This window comes from Streptomyces sp. NPDC050743 (genome assembly GCF_044456925.1).
Taxonomy (GTDB): domain Bacteria; phylum Actinomycetota; class Actinomycetes; order Streptomycetales; family Streptomycetaceae; genus Streptomyces.
Map to the genome: position 1 here is coordinate 1 of NZ_JBITGJ010000129.1, position 16,316 is coordinate 16,316.

Annotated in this window: 17 protein-coding genes and 2 pseudogenes; 15 read left to right on the top strand and 4 right to left on the bottom strand. The window is 70.5% G+C overall.

Going from position 1 to position 16,316, the window contains the following annotated elements:
* The 9 genes and pseudogenes from ACIBJF_RS46625 to lysA form a co-directional block, all read left to right on the top strand.
* Positions 1 to 854 (top strand): conjugal transfer protein (locus ACIBJF_RS46625; RefSeq protein WP_399183714.1); only part of this gene is annotated, 854 nt, incomplete at its 5' end.
* Positions 851 to 1,192 carry a hypothetical protein gene (locus tag ACIBJF_RS46630; RefSeq protein WP_399183716.1) on the top strand — a complete coding sequence of 114 codons (342 nt, stop codon included), beginning with the start codon at positions 851 to 853 and terminating at the stop codon, positions 1,190 to 1,192. The genes ACIBJF_RS46625 and ACIBJF_RS46630, both read left to right, overlap by 4 nt.
* A pseudogene (locus tag ACIBJF_RS46635) lies at positions 1,189 to 1,374 on the top strand (hypothetical protein); the annotation flags it as partial. The gene ACIBJF_RS46630 and the pseudogene ACIBJF_RS46635, both read left to right, overlap by 4 nt.
* On the top strand, positions 1,362 to 2,147 hold the full coding sequence (locus ACIBJF_RS46640) for a fumarylacetoacetate hydrolase family protein (RefSeq protein ID WP_399183718.1): 786 nt from the start codon (positions 1,362 to 1,364) through the stop codon (positions 2,145 to 2,147). The pseudogene ACIBJF_RS46635 and the gene ACIBJF_RS46640, both read left to right, overlap by 13 nt.
* Before the next feature lie 224 nt (positions 2,148 to 2,371).
* Positions 2,372 to 2,668 carry a DUF1778 domain-containing protein gene (locus ACIBJF_RS46645; protein WP_399183720.1) on the top strand — a complete coding sequence of 99 codons (297 nt, stop codon included), beginning with the start codon at positions 2,372 to 2,374 and terminating at the stop codon, positions 2,666 to 2,668.
* Positions 2,665 to 3,045 carry a fic family toxin-antitoxin system, toxin component gene (locus tag ACIBJF_RS46650; protein WP_399183721.1) on the top strand — a complete coding sequence of 127 codons (381 nt, stop codon included), beginning with the start codon at positions 2,665 to 2,667 and terminating at the stop codon, positions 3,043 to 3,045. Before ACIBJF_RS46645 ends, ACIBJF_RS46650 begins: the two co-directional genes overlap by 4 nt.
* 224 nt (positions 3,046 to 3,269) lie before the next feature.
* Complete coding sequence (locus tag ACIBJF_RS46655; protein ID WP_399183723.1) at positions 3,270 to 3,521, top strand: hypothetical protein; 252 nt, start codon at positions 3,270 to 3,272, stop codon at positions 3,519 to 3,521.
* Entirely contained in the window at positions 3,410 to 3,805 is a 396-nt protein-coding gene (locus ACIBJF_RS46660) for a hypothetical protein (RefSeq protein WP_399183725.1), read from the top strand. Before ACIBJF_RS46655 ends, ACIBJF_RS46660 begins: the two co-directional genes overlap by 112 nt.
* Before the next feature lie 109 nt (positions 3,806 to 3,914).
* The gene (gene lysA, locus ACIBJF_RS46665; RefSeq protein ID WP_399183727.1) at positions 3,915 to 5,153 is read left to right on the top strand and encodes a diaminopimelate decarboxylase; all 1,239 of its coding nucleotides are present in this window, start codon (positions 3,915 to 3,917) and stop codon (positions 5,151 to 5,153) included.
* 7 nt (positions 5,154 to 5,160) lie between these two features.
* Here lysA and ACIBJF_RS46670 read toward each other — a convergent pair whose 3' ends face one another.
* Positions 5,161 to 6,306, bottom strand: coding sequence for a hypothetical protein (locus tag ACIBJF_RS46670; protein WP_399183729.1), 1,146 nt, complete (start codon positions 6,304 to 6,306; stop codon positions 5,161 to 5,163).
* Between the two features lie 536 nt (positions 6,307 to 6,842).
* Here ACIBJF_RS46670 and ACIBJF_RS46675 point away from each other — a divergent pair.
* Positions 6,843 to 7,274 carry a hypothetical protein gene (locus ACIBJF_RS46675; RefSeq protein WP_399183731.1) on the top strand — a complete coding sequence of 144 codons (432 nt, stop codon included), beginning with the start codon at positions 6,843 to 6,845 and terminating at the stop codon, positions 7,272 to 7,274.
* Between the two features lie 13 nt (positions 7,275 to 7,287).
* On the opposite strand, the gene ACIBJF_RS46680 is transcribed toward ACIBJF_RS46675, so the two are convergent.
* Both ACIBJF_RS46680 and ACIBJF_RS46685 read right to left on the bottom strand, forming a co-directional pair.
* On the bottom strand, positions 7,288 to 7,578 hold the full coding sequence (locus ACIBJF_RS46680; protein WP_399183733.1) for a transposase: 291 nt from the start codon (positions 7,576 to 7,578) through the stop codon (positions 7,288 to 7,290).
* Between the two features lie 232 nt (positions 7,579 to 7,810).
* On the bottom strand, positions 7,811 to 8,059 hold the full coding sequence (locus tag ACIBJF_RS46685; RefSeq protein WP_399183734.1) for a hypothetical protein: 249 nt from the start codon (positions 8,057 to 8,059) through the stop codon (positions 7,811 to 7,813).
* A 257-nt stretch (positions 8,060 to 8,316) separates the two neighbouring features.
* On the opposite strand from ACIBJF_RS46685, the gene ACIBJF_RS46690 reads away from it, so the two are divergent.
* The 5 genes from ACIBJF_RS46690 to ACIBJF_RS46710 all read left to right on the top strand — a co-directional run bounded on the left by ACIBJF_RS46690 (position 8,317) and on the right by ACIBJF_RS46710 (position 15,484).
* Positions 8,317 to 8,901, top strand: a complete 585-nt coding sequence (locus tag ACIBJF_RS46690; protein ID WP_399183735.1) for a hypothetical protein — start codon at positions 8,317 to 8,319, stop codon at positions 8,899 to 8,901.
* Positions 8,902 to 9,077: 176 nt separating this feature from the next.
* Entirely contained in the window at positions 9,078 to 9,257 is a 180-nt protein-coding gene (locus ACIBJF_RS46695) for a hypothetical protein (RefSeq protein ID WP_399183738.1), read from the top strand.
* A gap of 80 nt (positions 9,258 to 9,337) precedes the next feature.
* Positions 9,338 to 10,975: an RNase H family protein gene (locus ACIBJF_RS46700; protein WP_399183740.1), complete on the top strand. Its 1,638-nt coding sequence runs from the start codon at positions 9,338 to 9,340 to the stop codon at positions 10,973 to 10,975.
* A 427-nt stretch (positions 10,976 to 11,402) separates the two neighbouring features.
* Positions 11,403 to 14,858, top strand: a complete 3,456-nt coding sequence (locus ACIBJF_RS46705) for an ATP-binding domain-containing protein (protein ID WP_399183742.1) — start codon at positions 11,403 to 11,405, stop codon at positions 14,856 to 14,858.
* Between the two features lie 290 nt (positions 14,859 to 15,148).
* Complete coding sequence (locus ACIBJF_RS46710; RefSeq protein WP_399183744.1) at positions 15,149 to 15,484, top strand: hypothetical protein; 336 nt, start codon at positions 15,149 to 15,151, stop codon at positions 15,482 to 15,484.
* A gap of 374 nt (positions 15,485 to 15,858) precedes the next feature.
* On the opposite strand, the pseudogene ACIBJF_RS46715 reads toward ACIBJF_RS46710, so the two are convergent.
* Positions 15,859 to 16,187, bottom strand: a pseudogene (locus tag ACIBJF_RS46715) (SMI1/KNR4 family protein); the annotation flags it as partial.
* Positions 16,188 to 16,316: the final 129 nt, after the last annotated feature.

Genomic DNA, 16,316 nt, shown 5'->3' on the forward strand with positions numbered 1-16,316 from the left:
GCCGCGTACGCCTCTCACGCGTAGCGGTCTGGACGGTCATCGCGGCCGGCCCCGTCGCCCTGGCCGTCGCCGTCGCCTCCACCCCGACCACGGTCGAGGCAGCCACGGCGGCCAAGCCCACCGCCGTGCGCACCGCGGCGGCGGTCGCCGACCCTGCCGGCTATGCGCAGCTGTTCGTCAGCGCGTGGCTGCGCAGCAGCGCCGATGACGCGACGACTGCGCAGGCGCGGCTTGCGCAGTCGATGGCGCCGGACGTCGAACTGCGCAGCCCGGCAACGGGTGCGCTGCCGCGGCCTTTGTCCGTGACCGCGGTGCGTAGTGCGCAACGTGCGGACGGCGCGTGGTCGGTGACGGTGGCTGCGCAGTACGCCGACGGACGGTTGCGCTACTACGCCGTGCCGGTGGTCGCCGACCGAGCGGGCGCCTCGTTCACGGTGACCGGTGCGCCCGGCGTGGTGGCCGGCCCGGCCCGGGCCGTGGCGGCGAAGTCGCCGTACCGGGTGACCGTCTCCGACGGTGATCTGTCCTTGGCCGTCGGGGAGTTCCTCGCCGCCTACCTGACCGATGCCGACGAGGTGAGCCGCTACCTCGCGCCCGGCGTGAGCCTGGCGCCGGTCTCCCCCGCCCTGTACACGGCGGTCTTGGTGCAGCAGCTGTCGGCCGTCGATCAGGCCGCGGCCGCCGAACACGTCCCTGCCGACGGCACGAAGGCGCGTGTCCTGGCCCGGGTGGAAGCCCGGGACGCCAGCGGCCGATGGCCGCTCGCCTACGAGCTCACGCTCAAGGCCCGCTCGGGCCGGTGGGAAGTCGCAGGCCTGGAGTCCGGGGCCGGCAACGACGGGGGTGCCCGATGAACACGGTGCACAGCGTGGTGCTCGCCGGGCAGTTGGACGACCTCGGGAACAGCTGGATCACCATGTTCAAAAACTGGGCGACCAAGGGCCTGCAGGCCGGTCTGCTCGTGCTCGTCGTCACCATCATGATCCAGAAGTTCAGCCTCAAGGCCGGGATCGGCGCCCTGCTGCTGATGGTGATCGCGCTCGGCTTATACAACTCCCGCGACAGCCTGGCGAACATGTTCGAGGACGAGGTGAAGAACCCGTCCAAGGGCGCACCCGCCTCCCCCGGCATCGTCCAATCCGAACTCCCGGCCTCCCGTGACCACGCGCCGGGCGTAGGAGGCCGGCTGTGACCGCGGCCGCGGCGCGGGTCGGCCGCTTCTACACCGCCGCCCGCCGTCACCCCTGGGTGCTGGGCAAGGTCGCCGACTTCAAGATCCCCCTCGGCCCCTACACCCCCGCGCAGATCGCTCTCGCGGTCGGTGGCGGCTTCCTCCTGGTCAAGACCGTCAGCTGGGGGTCGTGGCTGCGGCCCGCCTCGACGGGACGATGATCACTCAGATTCCCGGCTACGCCGACGTCGGCGCCCTGCTGGCCGACGAGCACTGGTCGGACGTCGCGGCGAACGCCGCTGGCCGACGCCAGCCCCTGTCCGAAGCGGCCCTCGAGGCGGTCGTCCCGAACCCGTCGAAAGTACTGTGCACAGGTCTGAACTACACCTCCCACATCGAGGAGATGGGCCGGGACCTTCCGTCACATCCGACGCTCTTCGCGAAGTTCGCCGACACACTGACCGGTCCCGCCGACTCCGTGGCGGCGGTGGCGGAGGATCCCGAGATGGACTGGGAGGGAGAACTCGCCGTCGTCATCGGTCGCACCGCGTACAAGGTGAGCGAGGAGGAGGCAGGCGCGTACATCGCCGGCTGCACAGTGGCCAACGACATCTCGATGCGCGGCTGGCAGAACCGCATCACACAGTGGCTGCAGGGCAAGATCTGGGCCCGGTCCACGCCGGTCGGCCCCATCATGGTCACTACCGACTCCTTCGACCCCGCCACCGCGGTGCTGCGTACCGTCGTCAACGGCGTCCCCGTTCAGGAACACTCCATCGCGGACCTGTTGTTCACCCCCGCGCGCCTGGTCTCCTACGTGTCGACCATCCTCCCGCTGCACCCCGGGGACCTGATCCTCACCGGAACCCCCGGCGGAGTCGGGCGAGCCCGCACCCCGCGGTGGTGTCTGAAGGCCGGCGACCTGGTCGAGATGACGATCGACGGAATCGGCACGGTGTCCACGCCGATCGTCTGAGTATCTTCCCACCGCTGCTGAAACGGGTGGGCGCGCCTGGATCCTCCTTTGGGGTAGGAGGCGTTGTCTTCCTCTTTCCAGGCCGGCAGCTCGGCCTGGCCGCGCTCGCAGCGGTGCGAAACGGCGTCGGCCAGCGGCTCGGGACCAGTGATCACTGCGTGCGTTCCGGTTCCGGGGTGTCCTTCGTCGAGACAGACAATGGTATCAGTGATACCGTAGCTATCATGACGGATCCAAAAGCGATGAGCCTGCGCTTTCCCGACCCTGCTCAGCGGGCCGCGATCGCGGCAGCGGCCAAGCAGGCCGGGGTCAGCATGCAGGAGTACATCCTGTCGGCCGCCTACGACCGCGCGACCGCCGTGGAACAGCGGTTCCTGGAGGGCTTCAAGGCATCCATGGCCCGCAGCGGTGCGGCGTTCGCGGCCGAGCCCAGCACCCTGGATCCCGGCGCCGGGCAGCGCGCGGCCGAGCAGAACGCGCTGCGAGAGATCGAGGGCCAAGGGCGAGGGCACGCTGCGTGACCCAGCCACCGCACCCGCTCGATGTCACGTTCCTGCTGCACGCCGCGGAACTACTCGACGGCGACCCGCAGGTCGACGACTACGGACCGCTTTACGCCGCCGTCGCACGCGTCAATGCCAGGGCGATGGACCGCGACATCTACGGATCCTTGTACCTCAAGGCCGCAGCCCTGCTGCAGACTCTGGCGAGACTGCCGTGCCTGGAACACTCCAACGAGGCCTTCGCCTGGCACGCGACCGAGGCCTATCTGATCCTCAACGCGCGTGCACTCGATTACCCCCCCAAGGCGGCCGTCGCGCTCGTGCGCGACGCAGCCACCGCAGCGCTCGGCGTCGCCCGGATCGCCCGTCAGCTGCGTGACTGGACCATCACCTGACCCGCATCCGCCAGGCACACCGCGCAGCCTGTGGCCCCCATTACCCGTCCGCGCTGCCGGGCCGAACCCGGCTCGCCGTGCCGCTCGCGTTCCGGCGCAGTCGCCGGCACCTACCACACCGGCCGCTTCACCAAGGTGCCCCGGCTCGCCAGGCTCCTCTGCGGGCCCACTCCTGCCGACCGCGGGCCTGCCTCGACCACCTCCGCCCCGGCGCCACCCTGGTGGTGCCCTCCCCCGGCCGGCTGGGCCGCTCGACAAAAGACCTGATCCCCGTCGTCGCCGGCCTGCGCCACCGCGGCATCGGCTTCCAGTCGTTCCACGAGGCATCGGACACCACGCCCCGGGCGGCCGCCTGGTCTTCCACGTGTGCGCAGCGTTCGCGGAGTTCATCCGGGAACTCATCGTGCAGGGCACCCGCGAGGGCCGGGCGGCGGCCCGCGCTCGCGGCGAGCGCATCGGGCGGCCGCCGGCCATGACCGCGGAACAGATCCGGCGCGCTCGCGCGCTGCTCGCGCAGCCGAAACAGCACCATCACGTTCATTGCGAAGCTGCTCCACGTCTCCCGCACGACGCTCTACACGTTACGTGCCGGAGCCGGCGGGCCGGGACTTGCCGGTTCCCGGGGGCGCCCCCGCCGCACTGCCGCCACGCCAGCCCTGCCGGCGCGGCATCAGGGGGCGCCGCCCCGGCAGGCCTTGAGCACGGCTTGCGGGCGTCGACCGCCTGGAAGGGGCGATTGCGCCCCTACGATGTGGCGTAATGTCGCAAGCACATCGGTGAGCTGCTGCTCAGCCCGCGCTGCCAGGGGAGAAGGGTCTCCAATGGACGTATCACCCACCCTTTCACGAGACTGCACCACGCCCACTCCGGTGCAATACATCGACGGTGTCCTGTGCCTGGACGGGCTGCCGCTCGACCGGGTCGTGGCCGGGGTCGGTACTCCCGCGTATGTCTACTCGCTGGACGCCATGGTGGCGAATCTGGTCCGGATCCGCGAGGCGTTCGCGTCGCTGGGCGGGAATGTCTCCTACTCCGTGAAGGCCAACTCCAATCAGGCGATCCTGGCCAGATTCGCCGGGCTGGGCTCGGGGTTCGACGTGGTGAGCGGTGGCGAGCTGAGCCGTGTGCTGGACGCGGGCGGGGACCCGGCGCGTACGACGTTCGCCGGGGTGGGCAAGACGGACGAGGAACTGCTGCTGGCCGCCCGCCACGGGGTGCTGGTCAACGCGGAGTCGGCCGATGAGCTGGACGCACTGCAGCGGATCGCGCAGGGCGCGGGGTGCCGGGTACGGGTGGGGCTCCGGATCAATCCCGCGGTGACGGTGGCGACGCTGGCGCCCATGCAGACCGGGAGCGCACGGGCGAAGTTCGGGGTTTTGGCCGATGAGGCACGGGAGTTGGTTGACGGCTTCGCGGCCGGCCGGTACCCGGATCTGGAACCGGTGGGCGTGCACATGCATGTGGGCTCGCAGGTGCCGGAACCGGCGGGGATGGTGCGGGCCACCGAAGTGCTGCTGGATGTGCTGGAGTACGCGCAGCAGGCGGGCCTGGCCGGGTTCCGGCGGCTGGACATCGGGGGCGGTTTCCCGATCGACCACGGAGGGGACAGTGTGCCGGGGCCGGAGGAGTTCGCGGCCGCGCTGGCCCCGCTGCTGTCCGGGCGCGATGACCTCGAGCTGTTCCTGGAGCCTGGCCGGTCGGTCGCCGGCCCGGCCGGCGTGCTGGTGGCCCGGGTGCTGTACCGCAAGCACCGGCCCGGCCGCCGGATGCTGGTCCTGGACACGGGGATGCACCACTTCATTCGGCCCGCCCTGTACCGCACGCCGGCCCACCGCATCGTGCCCGTGCAAGAAGCGCCCTCGGCCGGACCCACCGAGGTGGTCGGCCCGGTGTGCGAGTCCACCGACACCTTCTCCCAGGACGCCCACCTGCCCGACCTCGTCCCCGGCGACCTGGTCGCCTTCCTGGACGCGGGCGCGTACGGGATGGTGATGGCCTCCAACTACAACACCAACCGGCGGCCACCGGAGATCGTCGTGGAGGGCGGCAGCCCCCGCGTCGTACGCCCCCGCGAGGAGTGGCGCGACTTGTACGCCTCGGAAGGCTGACACCGCGTCAGACGGGATCGGGCTGCGGCGGCTCACCGGTCTGCCTGCCGGCCGACCGCCGCAGGCCGCCGACGCCTCCCGACCACGGGCTCCACGCGAAGGCGAACATCGACTCCGGCAGGATCATCCCCGAGCAGCGGATCTCGTCGTTGAGCAGGTTGAGCTGACTGACCGTCGACTGCGAGGCCAGATTGGCGATCGGCATCAGCTGGTAGTCCTGGAAACCGATCGCCCTGAACGAGAAGTCGTACGTGCGGGCGGAGGAGCGCCACACGTAGTTGTCGTGCCGGTTGCACAGCTGCCGGTGCGTGTACGTGACCCAGGCCTGCTCGCCGGGCTGTATCAGCATCTGCTGGCACGTCACGTCGAACTCCAGCCACAGCGTGCCGTTGGAGCTGTCGCTGAGCGAGATACCGCCGAGGTCGGGCTCGATCCGCAGCGGTACCGCGTGGCTGGGCAGCACCACTTTGATGCTCGGCTGCAGCACGTGCCGCACCCACACCAGGCACTCCTCCGCCGACAGCCGCCCGGCCCGGAAGCGCCGGGTCAGCTCGGTGTTCGCCGGGATAGGGATCAGCTGGGAGTGGATCACGCCGTCGCCGTTGATCCGTACCGGGCGCCGGGAGGTGTTGGCGTCGGTACAGTAGGTGAAGGACGCCTTGATCCGCAGCACACTGTCCGGCAGCAGCGGAGCGGAGTCGGCGAACCGTTCCTGCGCCGGCTCCTCCGACAGCTCGATCTCGGCCCGGTAGCTGCTGCGCGGCGGCGCCGCGAGCGTCGCCACCAGCCAGTCCACCGCCTGCGACACACCGCCGTCGTTGGGGAAACGGGCCTGGACGGCCCGCTTGAGGTGACGCTCCTGCTCCAGACTGCTGAGCTGCCCCAGATACTCCTCGCTGGAGAACAGGGCGGCGAGCAGCTCCTGGGTCGCATACCGCTTGAGATTGATCAGGTCGATGATCAGCGCCACCGCACCGGCCTGGAGCAGGGTGTTGCCGAGCAGGTTCAGGTACTGGTCCACGGCCGAACCGCCGGGCCCGGCCCGGTGGAGTGTCGCCAACCACAGCCAGCTTCCCGAGATCAGCAAAAGCGCACTGATCAGCAGCGCCTTCTCGCGTACCAGCCCCCACTGCACCCGCGCACGTCCAGCCACGCTGCCTCCCCCGGCTCACCGGCCCGCTCCGTGTTCACTACCCAGTCCGCTCACCGATCACGACAGGCCTTGGAACCGACACCGCCCCCGAAATAGCCCCCACCACCGCCGAGTTGGGCATCGCCGCACGTACGAGGCTGCATAACCCGGCATAGGCATGAGGGCGTTGGACGGCCATGCACTGAGCATGAGGCGGCGGGAAGCGGCACTGCGGAGTCCGACCCGGGAGGCGGGGCGGCCTCGGCGGTGCCCTCTGCAGGCGGCGGCTGTCTTCCGCCGGCTACACGTGACCGTGACGCAAGGAGCAGGAGCCGGGACCGCGGTCGTTGCTGTTGGCCGCCGGACCCATCACGGGTTCCCTGACGGCCACCGCCGCACACACCCAGGCCAGAGGGCCACAGCCGGCCTTCACCTTCCGCATCGGCACCCCCACCACGGTCCGGGGCATCCTCGCCAGGGTCAAGGTCAACCCTCGGCCTGGCTCCAAGCCGACCAGGCCGTGTATCGGAAGTGATTCGTGCGCATAGGGTGTCGTCATGTCGCTGAGCCGCATAGCCCTCTTGTCCGGCCGTTCGATCGAGCTCACCGAGCTGCGAATGTCTTCGACCTACGGAGGGATGTTGGAGGGCTACCCGTGCAAGCCCATCAACGACATGAAGGTCAGCGGCCTCCAGCGGCAGGCTGAACGTGCGTTTCCCTCCACGCCGGTCTATCTGATTCCGCCCTCCCGCGAGTACCCGGACCAGACCGCCGGCGCCTTCGGCCCCGTCGAGGTGCTGCCTCCTGTGGCCTGCCTCGGTGCCTTCCGCTCGACAGCGATCGCTCCTGAGCTCGACCCGGTGCTGCACCGTTCCGCGCTCACCGTGGTCTGGTTCCAGGCCGGCTTGGATGTCCCGTCGGGCGAAGACGCCAACCTTGCGCTTCGCAGCATTCACTGGGAGGAGTTGGCCCAGGACTACGAGCTCTAGCGACGGGTGCCGATCACAGCCACTCGTTGATGGCCGCGATGAGGACGGTCGCCTCGTAGCGGACCGCCAGCTTGCCGTAGCGCGTGGCAACCGCGCGATGCCTCTTGAGGCGGTTGATCCCGCACTCGACCGCGTGACGCTCGCGGTAGTCGGCCGAATCGAAGCGTGGCGGTCGGCCGCCGCGGGAGCCGAGCTTCTGGTGGTTCCGCGCCTGGTCGGCCTTGCTGGGGATGGTGCAGCGGATCCCACGGCGGCGCAGGTAGGCGCGGTTCTTGCGGGAGGCGTACGCCTTGTCAGCCCGCACGCGATCGGGGCGGGCACGTGGCCGGCCCAGCCCGATGCGGGGCACGCGGACCTTTTCCAGCGTTCTCCGCTCGGGCGACCAGCTGGTCGTCGGACAGGGCGGCGAGTTCGGCTGGCTCTTCCGACGTGCGGCGGGACGCGGCGGCCACCTGCGGGAACAGTCGCGCATCGGCCAGGAGGGCGGCGCGGTCGGCGCGTGCTTCGCCCGCGCGGATCGCGAGCGTGCTCAGGAGTCAAGAGCGCTCAGCGGCCACTCCCGAGCCGGGCCCCATCAGCCCCAGCGTCGTACGCAGCTCCTCGGTCGGCGAGGCGGTGGAGGTGTGTCCGCGTGCCCGCAGCCCTGCCTGGACGGCCGGCAGGTCGTAGAGCGGGCTGGCCTCCCTGCCCGCGCTGGGGGCCGGGAAGTCGTCGTGGCGGCGGCGCCGGTTGCTGACGGTGGCGCGCGTGGCCCCCGCGATGCGGGAGAGCTCGGCGGCCGTCACGGGCGCCGGTTGGGCTGGTGGCTGCTGGGGTATGGCGCGGGGTTCACTTCTCGGGCCAGTCGGACAGGGAACGGTTAACACACTAGAGCAACCACCAAGTCCTTCATGTCGTTTGACGACGCTTTCAGAGTTGTGCTTATCTGGTCATGCTTCCGAATGGAAGCGACGGCCCGGGTGCTCTGTTGAGTCCGGGCCGCGCATCCGATCTGTCCACTCACGGCCGTCGCACATCGCGCATCGCAACGGGAGGAACCCAGATGACCACCCAGCCCCCGCAGCAGCCCGGATTCCCGCAGCAGCCGGGATTCCCGCAGCAGCCGGGATACCTGCAGCCCCCCGTGCCGCCGAAGAAGCGGTCCAAGTTCAAGCTGGGCTGCCTCGGCGTCCTGGCCGTGATCGTGATCGGCGGTATCGCGTCCGCGATGGGGTCCGGCTCGGGCGACTCCTCGGCCGACGCCGCCTCCTCCTCCGCCGCGTCCACCGGCTCCTCCAAGGGCACCGGTTCCTCCAAGACCGCCGGCTCCTCCAAGACCGCCGCGCCCCAGCAGTCCACCGTCGACGCCTTCAAGGCGTATGTGAAGAAGCACGAGTCCGCGAAGACGCGGGAGGCCGCGGCGCACGTCACCAAGGTCCAGGGCGCCGACAAGAACAACGACATCCTGGACACGGCCGACATCTACACGGACTACACCGGGGACCTGGTCAGCGCGGATGCCGGCAACGCCAAGCTGCTCGCCTCGGCCTTCGCCGACTTCCAGGCCGGCCGGGGGAAGGCCAGCAAGAACGGCCTCGTCACCGTCTACAACGCTGACGGCGACATCCTGAGCAACGGCAAGTACTGAGGTCGTAGCCGGAGCCCGCGCCGTCTTGGACCTGTCTGTGGAACCCGGCAGTTCACGTCTCCCGGCACCGCCGCCGACCAACCTCCGCCGGGAGGTCCCGGCACGGCCGGCGGCCCGCCGATGGCGGCAATGACGACACAAGGCCATACGGAGGGTCGCTCCCCGGCCTGCGCCGCGTGCGCGGCACCATCCCGCACACCGAACTCCCGCGCCTGGTCCCGCTGTGGGCCACCGGCGCCCTCGCCGACTATCGGCGCTCCCGGCTCGCCTGGTTCACCCCACCCACACCCGCCGGCAGCGCCTGGTCCTCACCGGCCTGGCCCGGCGAACTGCGGCCGTCCGTCACACGGCGGTGACACAGCCACCGTCATGGCCCGGCTCAGCAGCCACCCCACGAAGCGCTTCACCATCCGCCCTCGACCTGGGAGTTGTTGACATGACGTTCCCTGCGCGCCCCGAACTGGTCAGCCGCCTCGCCGAGGACTTCACCGCGCTCCAGGACGCTGCCCTGGCCCGGATGAACGGCACCGCGTCCCCGCAGACCGAAGCCGCGCTGGCCCACCCCGCACTCGCCGGAGCCGTCACCATCGCGCTCGCCCACGCGGAGGTCCTTGCCCGGGGAGCGGTCCGGCGCGCTGAGCTCTCCGTCATGCCCGCGCAGCGGGTGCGGCCGCTGCGCGAGTACGCCCGCCGGGTTCGGCGGGCCCGGTTGGAGGCTGAAGCCGTGTGCAAGGAGCAGCGTGCCCGCCGGATGTCGCAGGGGCGCATGCCGGTGACCGGTCCGCTGGACCTGCGGGTTGCGCGGGCCGTGCACCCGCAGGCGTACCTGCGTGCCATGGAGGAGGAGCTCACCCGCCGCGGGCTGCCTGCTGACGCTCTGAGCGTGCCGAACTGCGACCGGGCCCGCTGGGCAGGCGAGCGCCGGCTGCTACACACCGACATCCCCTCTGCGGTCCGCGAACTGCTGGAGTGCAGCGACGACTCCTTCGTCCAGGTGCTGTTGCACGACGCCCGGGAGGCGGAGAACGGCCACCTTGGACATGACGCGGTCGTCGAACGGTGGAACCGGCACGCCCCGACCGCGCTGGCCTGGGGCCGTTACGCGATCGCCCAGGCCGAGCGGGCCGCGCTCGCCCGCCCCCTCACCGCCCGCAGCGCCCAACTCGACGCGCTGGAGGATGCCTACCAGGACACCGCGATCCTCACCGCCCGCGCGATCGAAGCCAGGCACAAAACCGCCGATCTCCACGACCGTATCCGAGAGCTCACCTCCACGGGGTCTTTCGCCGACCTGATCGCCCAGTGCCACGCAGGGGCCATCGCGCGCTTCGCCGCCGCCCATCCGGGTGTGTGGGACCGCGCTCGGCTGCTGGCCGCCGAGCACCAGGCCAACTGCCCTCAACGGGCCGAAGGCTGCCCGCGATGCCACCTCGCTCTCGCCGCGGCCCTCGCCATGGACGTCCCTGCCACCGCTTCCTTGGCCGAGGACGACGCCCCAGGGGAGATCGTCGAACCGGACGCTGCCTCAGACCGCTACGCGATCCTCAACGACCTCCTCCCCCATGCGGTCGTGGCCGTTGCCGACGCCGCGGTCGGCGACGAGTCCGCCCAGTGCGGCTATGGCTGGGTCTGCGAGAACGGCACCACGGGAGAGGGCGCCTCCATGGCCCACAGCAGCGGTGAGGCGGAGGTCATCGGCATCTGCAACGCCGCCCTCGACCTTGTCAACCACAGCCCCAACCCCCCCGTCGTCATCCTGTGCGACAGCTTGGAAGCCGTCACCGCCGTCAACCGGGCCCTGGAAACGGGCGACCCGGCAGTGGCCCACCGCACCGTCGTCTTCCCCGAAGGCAGGCAGCTCCTGGCCCACCTGATGCCGCATCGCAACCGAGTAGAGGTGCGCTGGCTCAAAGGCCACATCGGCCACGACCTCAACGAGAGCGCCGACGCTCTTGCCGCAGTAGCCCTGCGCCGCGCCACCGGCCGCATCCCCGCTGCTGTCGCCCGCAAGGAACAGGCGCACATCCTGCGCACTCTTCGATTCGCCCAGGGCAAGCCGCCCACGGCCGCGTGATCCCTCATCCCTGGCGGGTCCAAAAGCCGTCTCACCCTGCCGCCCGGTCATCAACCGCCAGCCGAAGCCATCCGCCGCCCGAAGGGACCGCCTCATGCCCGTCCAGGACCAGCGCACGCCCGCCACCCGCACGTCGACACTCCACCGGCTTAAGGTCCCTGACGAGCACCAGGTCGAACTCCGCGAACTCGTCCACCGCCCCTACCTACCAGGCTCGTCCCTTCTCCTGAGAAGGGATCGAAGGACTACTGATCACCGGAGGCATCCTTCGCGACAGGCCGAGGGGTGCACGGCCGTGCAGGAGATCACCGGTCTGGACGTCCCCTGACTACTTGTAGCCGACACGTTTCTGATAAGTCTTTCGCTGGGGGGCGGGCGTATGCCCGTCGCGGCACCGCTGCAGGGCGCCGCAAGGGAGGGAAAGCACATGGCCATCACCACGACGCGCGACCAGGTCATCGCCGACGAGCAGAAGGCAGTGGATCACGCCTACGCCTGCTACACCGCGCGGCTGGCCGAGATGGGCGGGACGTCGGCCGCTATCGCGTCGGCCAGCGGCAAGGACGGCATCGCCAACCGGAAGGACGCGCAGGAGCGGGCAGCGGCGTACGGCGGCCTCGGCAACGACTCTCTCGTCTTCGCCCGCATCGACGCGCCGGAGGAGCCCGGCGGTGACGTCAGAAAGTGGTACGTCGGCCGGCGCGCCGTCTCCGATGTCCACACCCGTGACACGGTGGTCGTCCTGTGGACCAGCCCGCTCGCGAAGAAGTGGTTCCAGGCGCGGCCCGACGCGCCGGGCGAGGTGCACCTGCGACGGCAACTGCGGTGCGCGCAGCGCATCGTGGAGGACTACGTCGACGAGATCACCTCGCCGGCCCCCCTTCATGCTCCCGCTGGCCTCCTTCCGATGTCCACGGCGGTGCCGAAGCCTCGGTCGGCCCCGGACGACGCCACCACCGACAAGGCCCCCGCCGAGGACGCCGCGCCCGCCGGGGCCCCCGCCCGACAGGAGGCCGACGAACGGGAGAGGCCGGAGCACACGCCCGCCCACACCCCCTCCGACATCGCGCGCATCCAGCGCCGCAAGCCCCTGCAGCCGGACGAATTCCTCCTGCGCGAACTCCAGCGCTCGCGCACCGGCCGCATGCGCGACATCGTCGAGACCATCCGCCGCGACCAGATGGACCTGGTCACCGGTTCCCCCTCCGACATCCTCGTCGTGCAGGGCGGCCCGGGCACCGGCAAGTCCGCGGTCGGCCTGCACCGCGTCACCTGGCTCGTCAACAACGAGCACTTCCTGGCCCAGGACATCCTCGTGGTCGGCCCCCACCAGCACTTCCTCGACTACGTCGGCCAGGTCCTGCCCACCTTGGGCACCCGCAACGTCAACGCCGTCCAACTCACCCGCCTGTGGGACGGCGACGTCCTGGGCATGGACACACCGGCGGCGCGGCTGGTGAAATCCGACGAGCGCATGGCCGATGTCCTGCGGCGGCGCGTCGAGCACGACTGCCGGCCCGAAGCGCTCGACGAACTCACCACTGCCGCCTCCTTCGAGGGCGACGAGCCCGCGATCGTGGTGACCGCCGGCAGTACGACCCTGCGCATCCCGCGGTCCGAGGTCCTCGCCCTCCTCGACCAGGCACGCGCCGGCGACGGCGCCTACCGCCAGCGCCGCGACCACTTCCGCAGTCTGCTCGTCGACCGCCTGCTCAGCGAGCTCGCCGCCATCGCCCCGCGTCGCGGCCGGGACGGCACGATCCGCCGCGATCTGGAACGCAACCGGCGCCTGGAGCGCCTCATGGACCGCGTCTGGCCCTCCCCGGGCGCCCGGGAGGCTTTGCGGAGCCTGTACGACTCGGCCGACCTGCTGCGGGTGTGCGCCGACGGCATCCTCGACGACGCCGAACAGGCCGCCCTCCACCGTGACCGCGCCGACAAGGCCGACGCCGAGCCCTGGACCCTGGACGACCGGGTCTGCCTCGAAGAACTCCAGTACCTCATCACGGGCGAGACGCCGCGGCGCTACGGGCACATCGTCGTCGACGAGGCCCAGGATTTGACTCCCATGCAGGCCCGTTCACTGCGCCGCCGCTGCGCGGTCAACGGCTCGATGACCATCCTGGGTGACCTGGCCCAGGCCACCGGCCCCCACCCCTACACCGACTGGGAGCGCCTGGGCACCGTCCTGTCCGACCACGGCGACTGGCGGGTCGCCGAGCTGAACACCAGTTACCGCGTGCCCGCCGAGATCATGGAGTTCGTGGCCCCCCTGGCCCGCAGGATCGCTCCCACGCTGCCCTATCCGCAGGCCGTGCGCGCGGTGGGCGACAGGGCCGTGCGGACGGTGGCGACCGAGCCGTGGAAACTCCTCGACGACACCGTCGCCCAGGCAATCCGCCTCATCGGCACCAGCGACGGGAGCACCTTGCGGTCCGTCGCGGTCATCGTCCCCGACGACTCCGGCTGGCTGGAGGAGATCAGCGGCCACCTGGACCACGCCGAAGGGATCACGGCCCAGGGGCGCCAGGCGGTGTCGGTCCTGGCCGCCGCCCAGGCCAAGGGCATGGAGTACGACCACGTCCTCGTCGTCGAACCGGCCACCATCGCCGACCGCGGCCCGGCCGGCCTGCGCCAGCTCTACGTCGCCCTGACCCGCAGCACCCAGAGCCTGACCGTCCTGCACGCCTCCCCCCTGCCCAAGGCGCTCACGCCCAGCAGCGACACCATCGAACCGGAACCTACCGACGCCGAACCGAGCGCGGCAGGCGACGTGCCCGACATAGGCACCGACGTCCGCATCCGGGTCATCGGCCCGGGCCCCGGCGGCCGATACAAGGTCACGGCCCTCTCACCCGCCGTCAGCCACCCCCTGATCCTGACGGTTCGCCACGGCGCGGCTGCCCCGCGTCCCGGCGACGAGCTGGACTGCTGGGTGTTCGCCCACGAATCATCCCACTGTCTGCTGACCGCCGACCCGCGCGGCAGACAGCCCATCTCGCCCAGGATGGCGCCGCGCTACACGGCCGCGCTCGGCATCCTGGACGAGCTGATCAAGGGTCAGAACATCGTTGCGCAGGACGCCCGGGATCGTCTGTCCGAGCTCAAGGGCATGGCCAACCGCGTCCTGCGCCGGGACCAGGCGGACTGGGTCGACGTGCGGCGTGTGCTCGGATCGCCGGACAGGCACCGTCTGACTCTCCTGCGCAACCTTGCGGCACACGCCCACCGCGCACTCAAGGACGATCACCTGGACGCGGATCGACTCAAGGACGACCTGGAACGTGCCGGCTGGGCCGACGCCCTGCTCACCGCGCGCCAGACGCTCCAGCAGCGCCTGGCCACAGCCGACCCGGAGGCGGCAAGCGACACCACCCCCGCCGCCCCGCACACGAGCGAGCCGAAGGATCCCGACGCCATGCCCGCCATCGCAACCGACACCCCCGTGCCGACAGCAACCGCAAGCCCCAGCCTCCTGCAGGCCCTGGAGACGGCGGCGACGGCCGACCGTACCTGCAACACCCACGAGGCCGTGCGCCTGGAACTGATGGCCGCGCTCCTGCGAGCGGACCTGCAGCCCACCAACACCCCTGTCGTCGACGTCAGTTGCGCCACGAAGGACGGCCACTTCCTCTACGAGGTCCTCGGCGCCGGCCACTGCACCTACGCCGACCTGCGCTCGGGAGCCGTCCGCCTCCTGGAGATCAACCACGCCCTGCCCACCCCCGCCGACCGCCTCCACCTGGTCCTGTGCCAACCCCCCGCCGAAGACTGGGCAGCCGACACCCTCCACGACATCTTCAACGTCCACGTCCTGTGGCGTACCAAGGAACGCTGGAACGGCCAGCACCCCGAAACCGCCCTGGGCACCGAACCGACATGATCCCCAGCCGCCCGTTCCACCCAACACCAACCCACCGCCCCGTGCGCAAAAGCCACGGTGTCCACAGCAACTTCCGCACCGCCAAACAAGGGGGGCCCGTGCGCCGTATCGTCCCGGCTGTCGCTCTGACCGCTGTCCTTCCTCTCACCGCCTGCTCCGCAAAACCCGCTTCCCCGGCGGCTCCGGCCGTTACCGTGACGCGCACCGTGCCGGCCCCGGTGCCGCCCACCTCGACCGCCCCATCCGCCAGCCCTACGCCGACGTCCGCGGCGCCGACCACGACGGCCATCGTGCCTACGACGGCACCCCCGGCCGCTCCTCGGCCGCATCTGGCCAACGCCTCGGCGGTGGTCTCGCAGTACTACCAGGACATCACCGATCACGACTATGCGGCCGCCTGGGCGCTCGGCGGCTCACACATCGCCGGCACGACCTACGACCGGTGGGTTGCCGGGTTCGCCACCACCCAGAGCATCACCCTGGGCACCATCAGCGAATTCGGAGCCTCCCGCGTCCACGCCGTCCTGTATGCCACCCAAACCGACGGCACGCTCAAGACATACGCCGGCGACTACACCGTCGCCGACGGCATCCTCGTCGGCGCCTCGATCCGCCAGACCAGCTGACGGTCAGCGCCAACTCAACCCGCCAAGCACCGCTGACGGCGAGACCCAGCCGCCACGGAAAGGCGGCGAGCTGCCTGTGCTCGTCGTGGGCAACGACGCTCGCCTCGCCGCCACGGCGATCGACCGCCCCGTCCGGCACGCCGAGGTGATCCGCTCCCGAGGGCGACGGCCGCCGCACAGCAGGCCGCGCCTCGGGCAGGTCCCGCGGCCGACACCACGACATCACCACCATCGACTGGCGCAGCGGAGGCTGAAACCGACGCCCAGCCAGCCCCACGATTCGGCCGCCGGTGAAACGCGAGTGCTGTTCACCAAGTGCCACTTTGCTGGCTCTGCTCACGAGAACCGGTTCTGGCTCAGGTTCTGTGGAGTAGTCACGGTGAGTGAGTAAGCCGCTGTCGAATCGGGTGCGCTCGGAGCTGGGGTGAGGTGAGCTCCAGAGCTCGGTTGTCCTGGCCGGCAGCCATGTGGTCGAGCCATCGTTCATACCAGGCGAGAAGTCCGGGGCTGAGGAGACGTTCGGGCCCCAGAAGCCGTCTGCGTTGCCGATGAGCGTGCGCCCGGTGAGAGGGCCGCTCACGCCTATGAGGACAAGATCGCTGCAGCCGCGTTCGATGACGTGCAGGAACAGGTCACCCCTGCGGGTGGGGCGATTGGCCCGGCTGAATCCTCGCAAGCCCGTGCTGGCGTCTCTGGAGTTCATCTTGAAGGCTCCCCTCCCTGAAGGGGAGGGGATTCGTCACCCTCCAGGGCTGAGCGGGGATTTACGGCTCAGGCCGCCGCCGGAGCCGGCGGCTCGGGTGGTCTTACGCCCTCGGCACCGTCCGGGTTC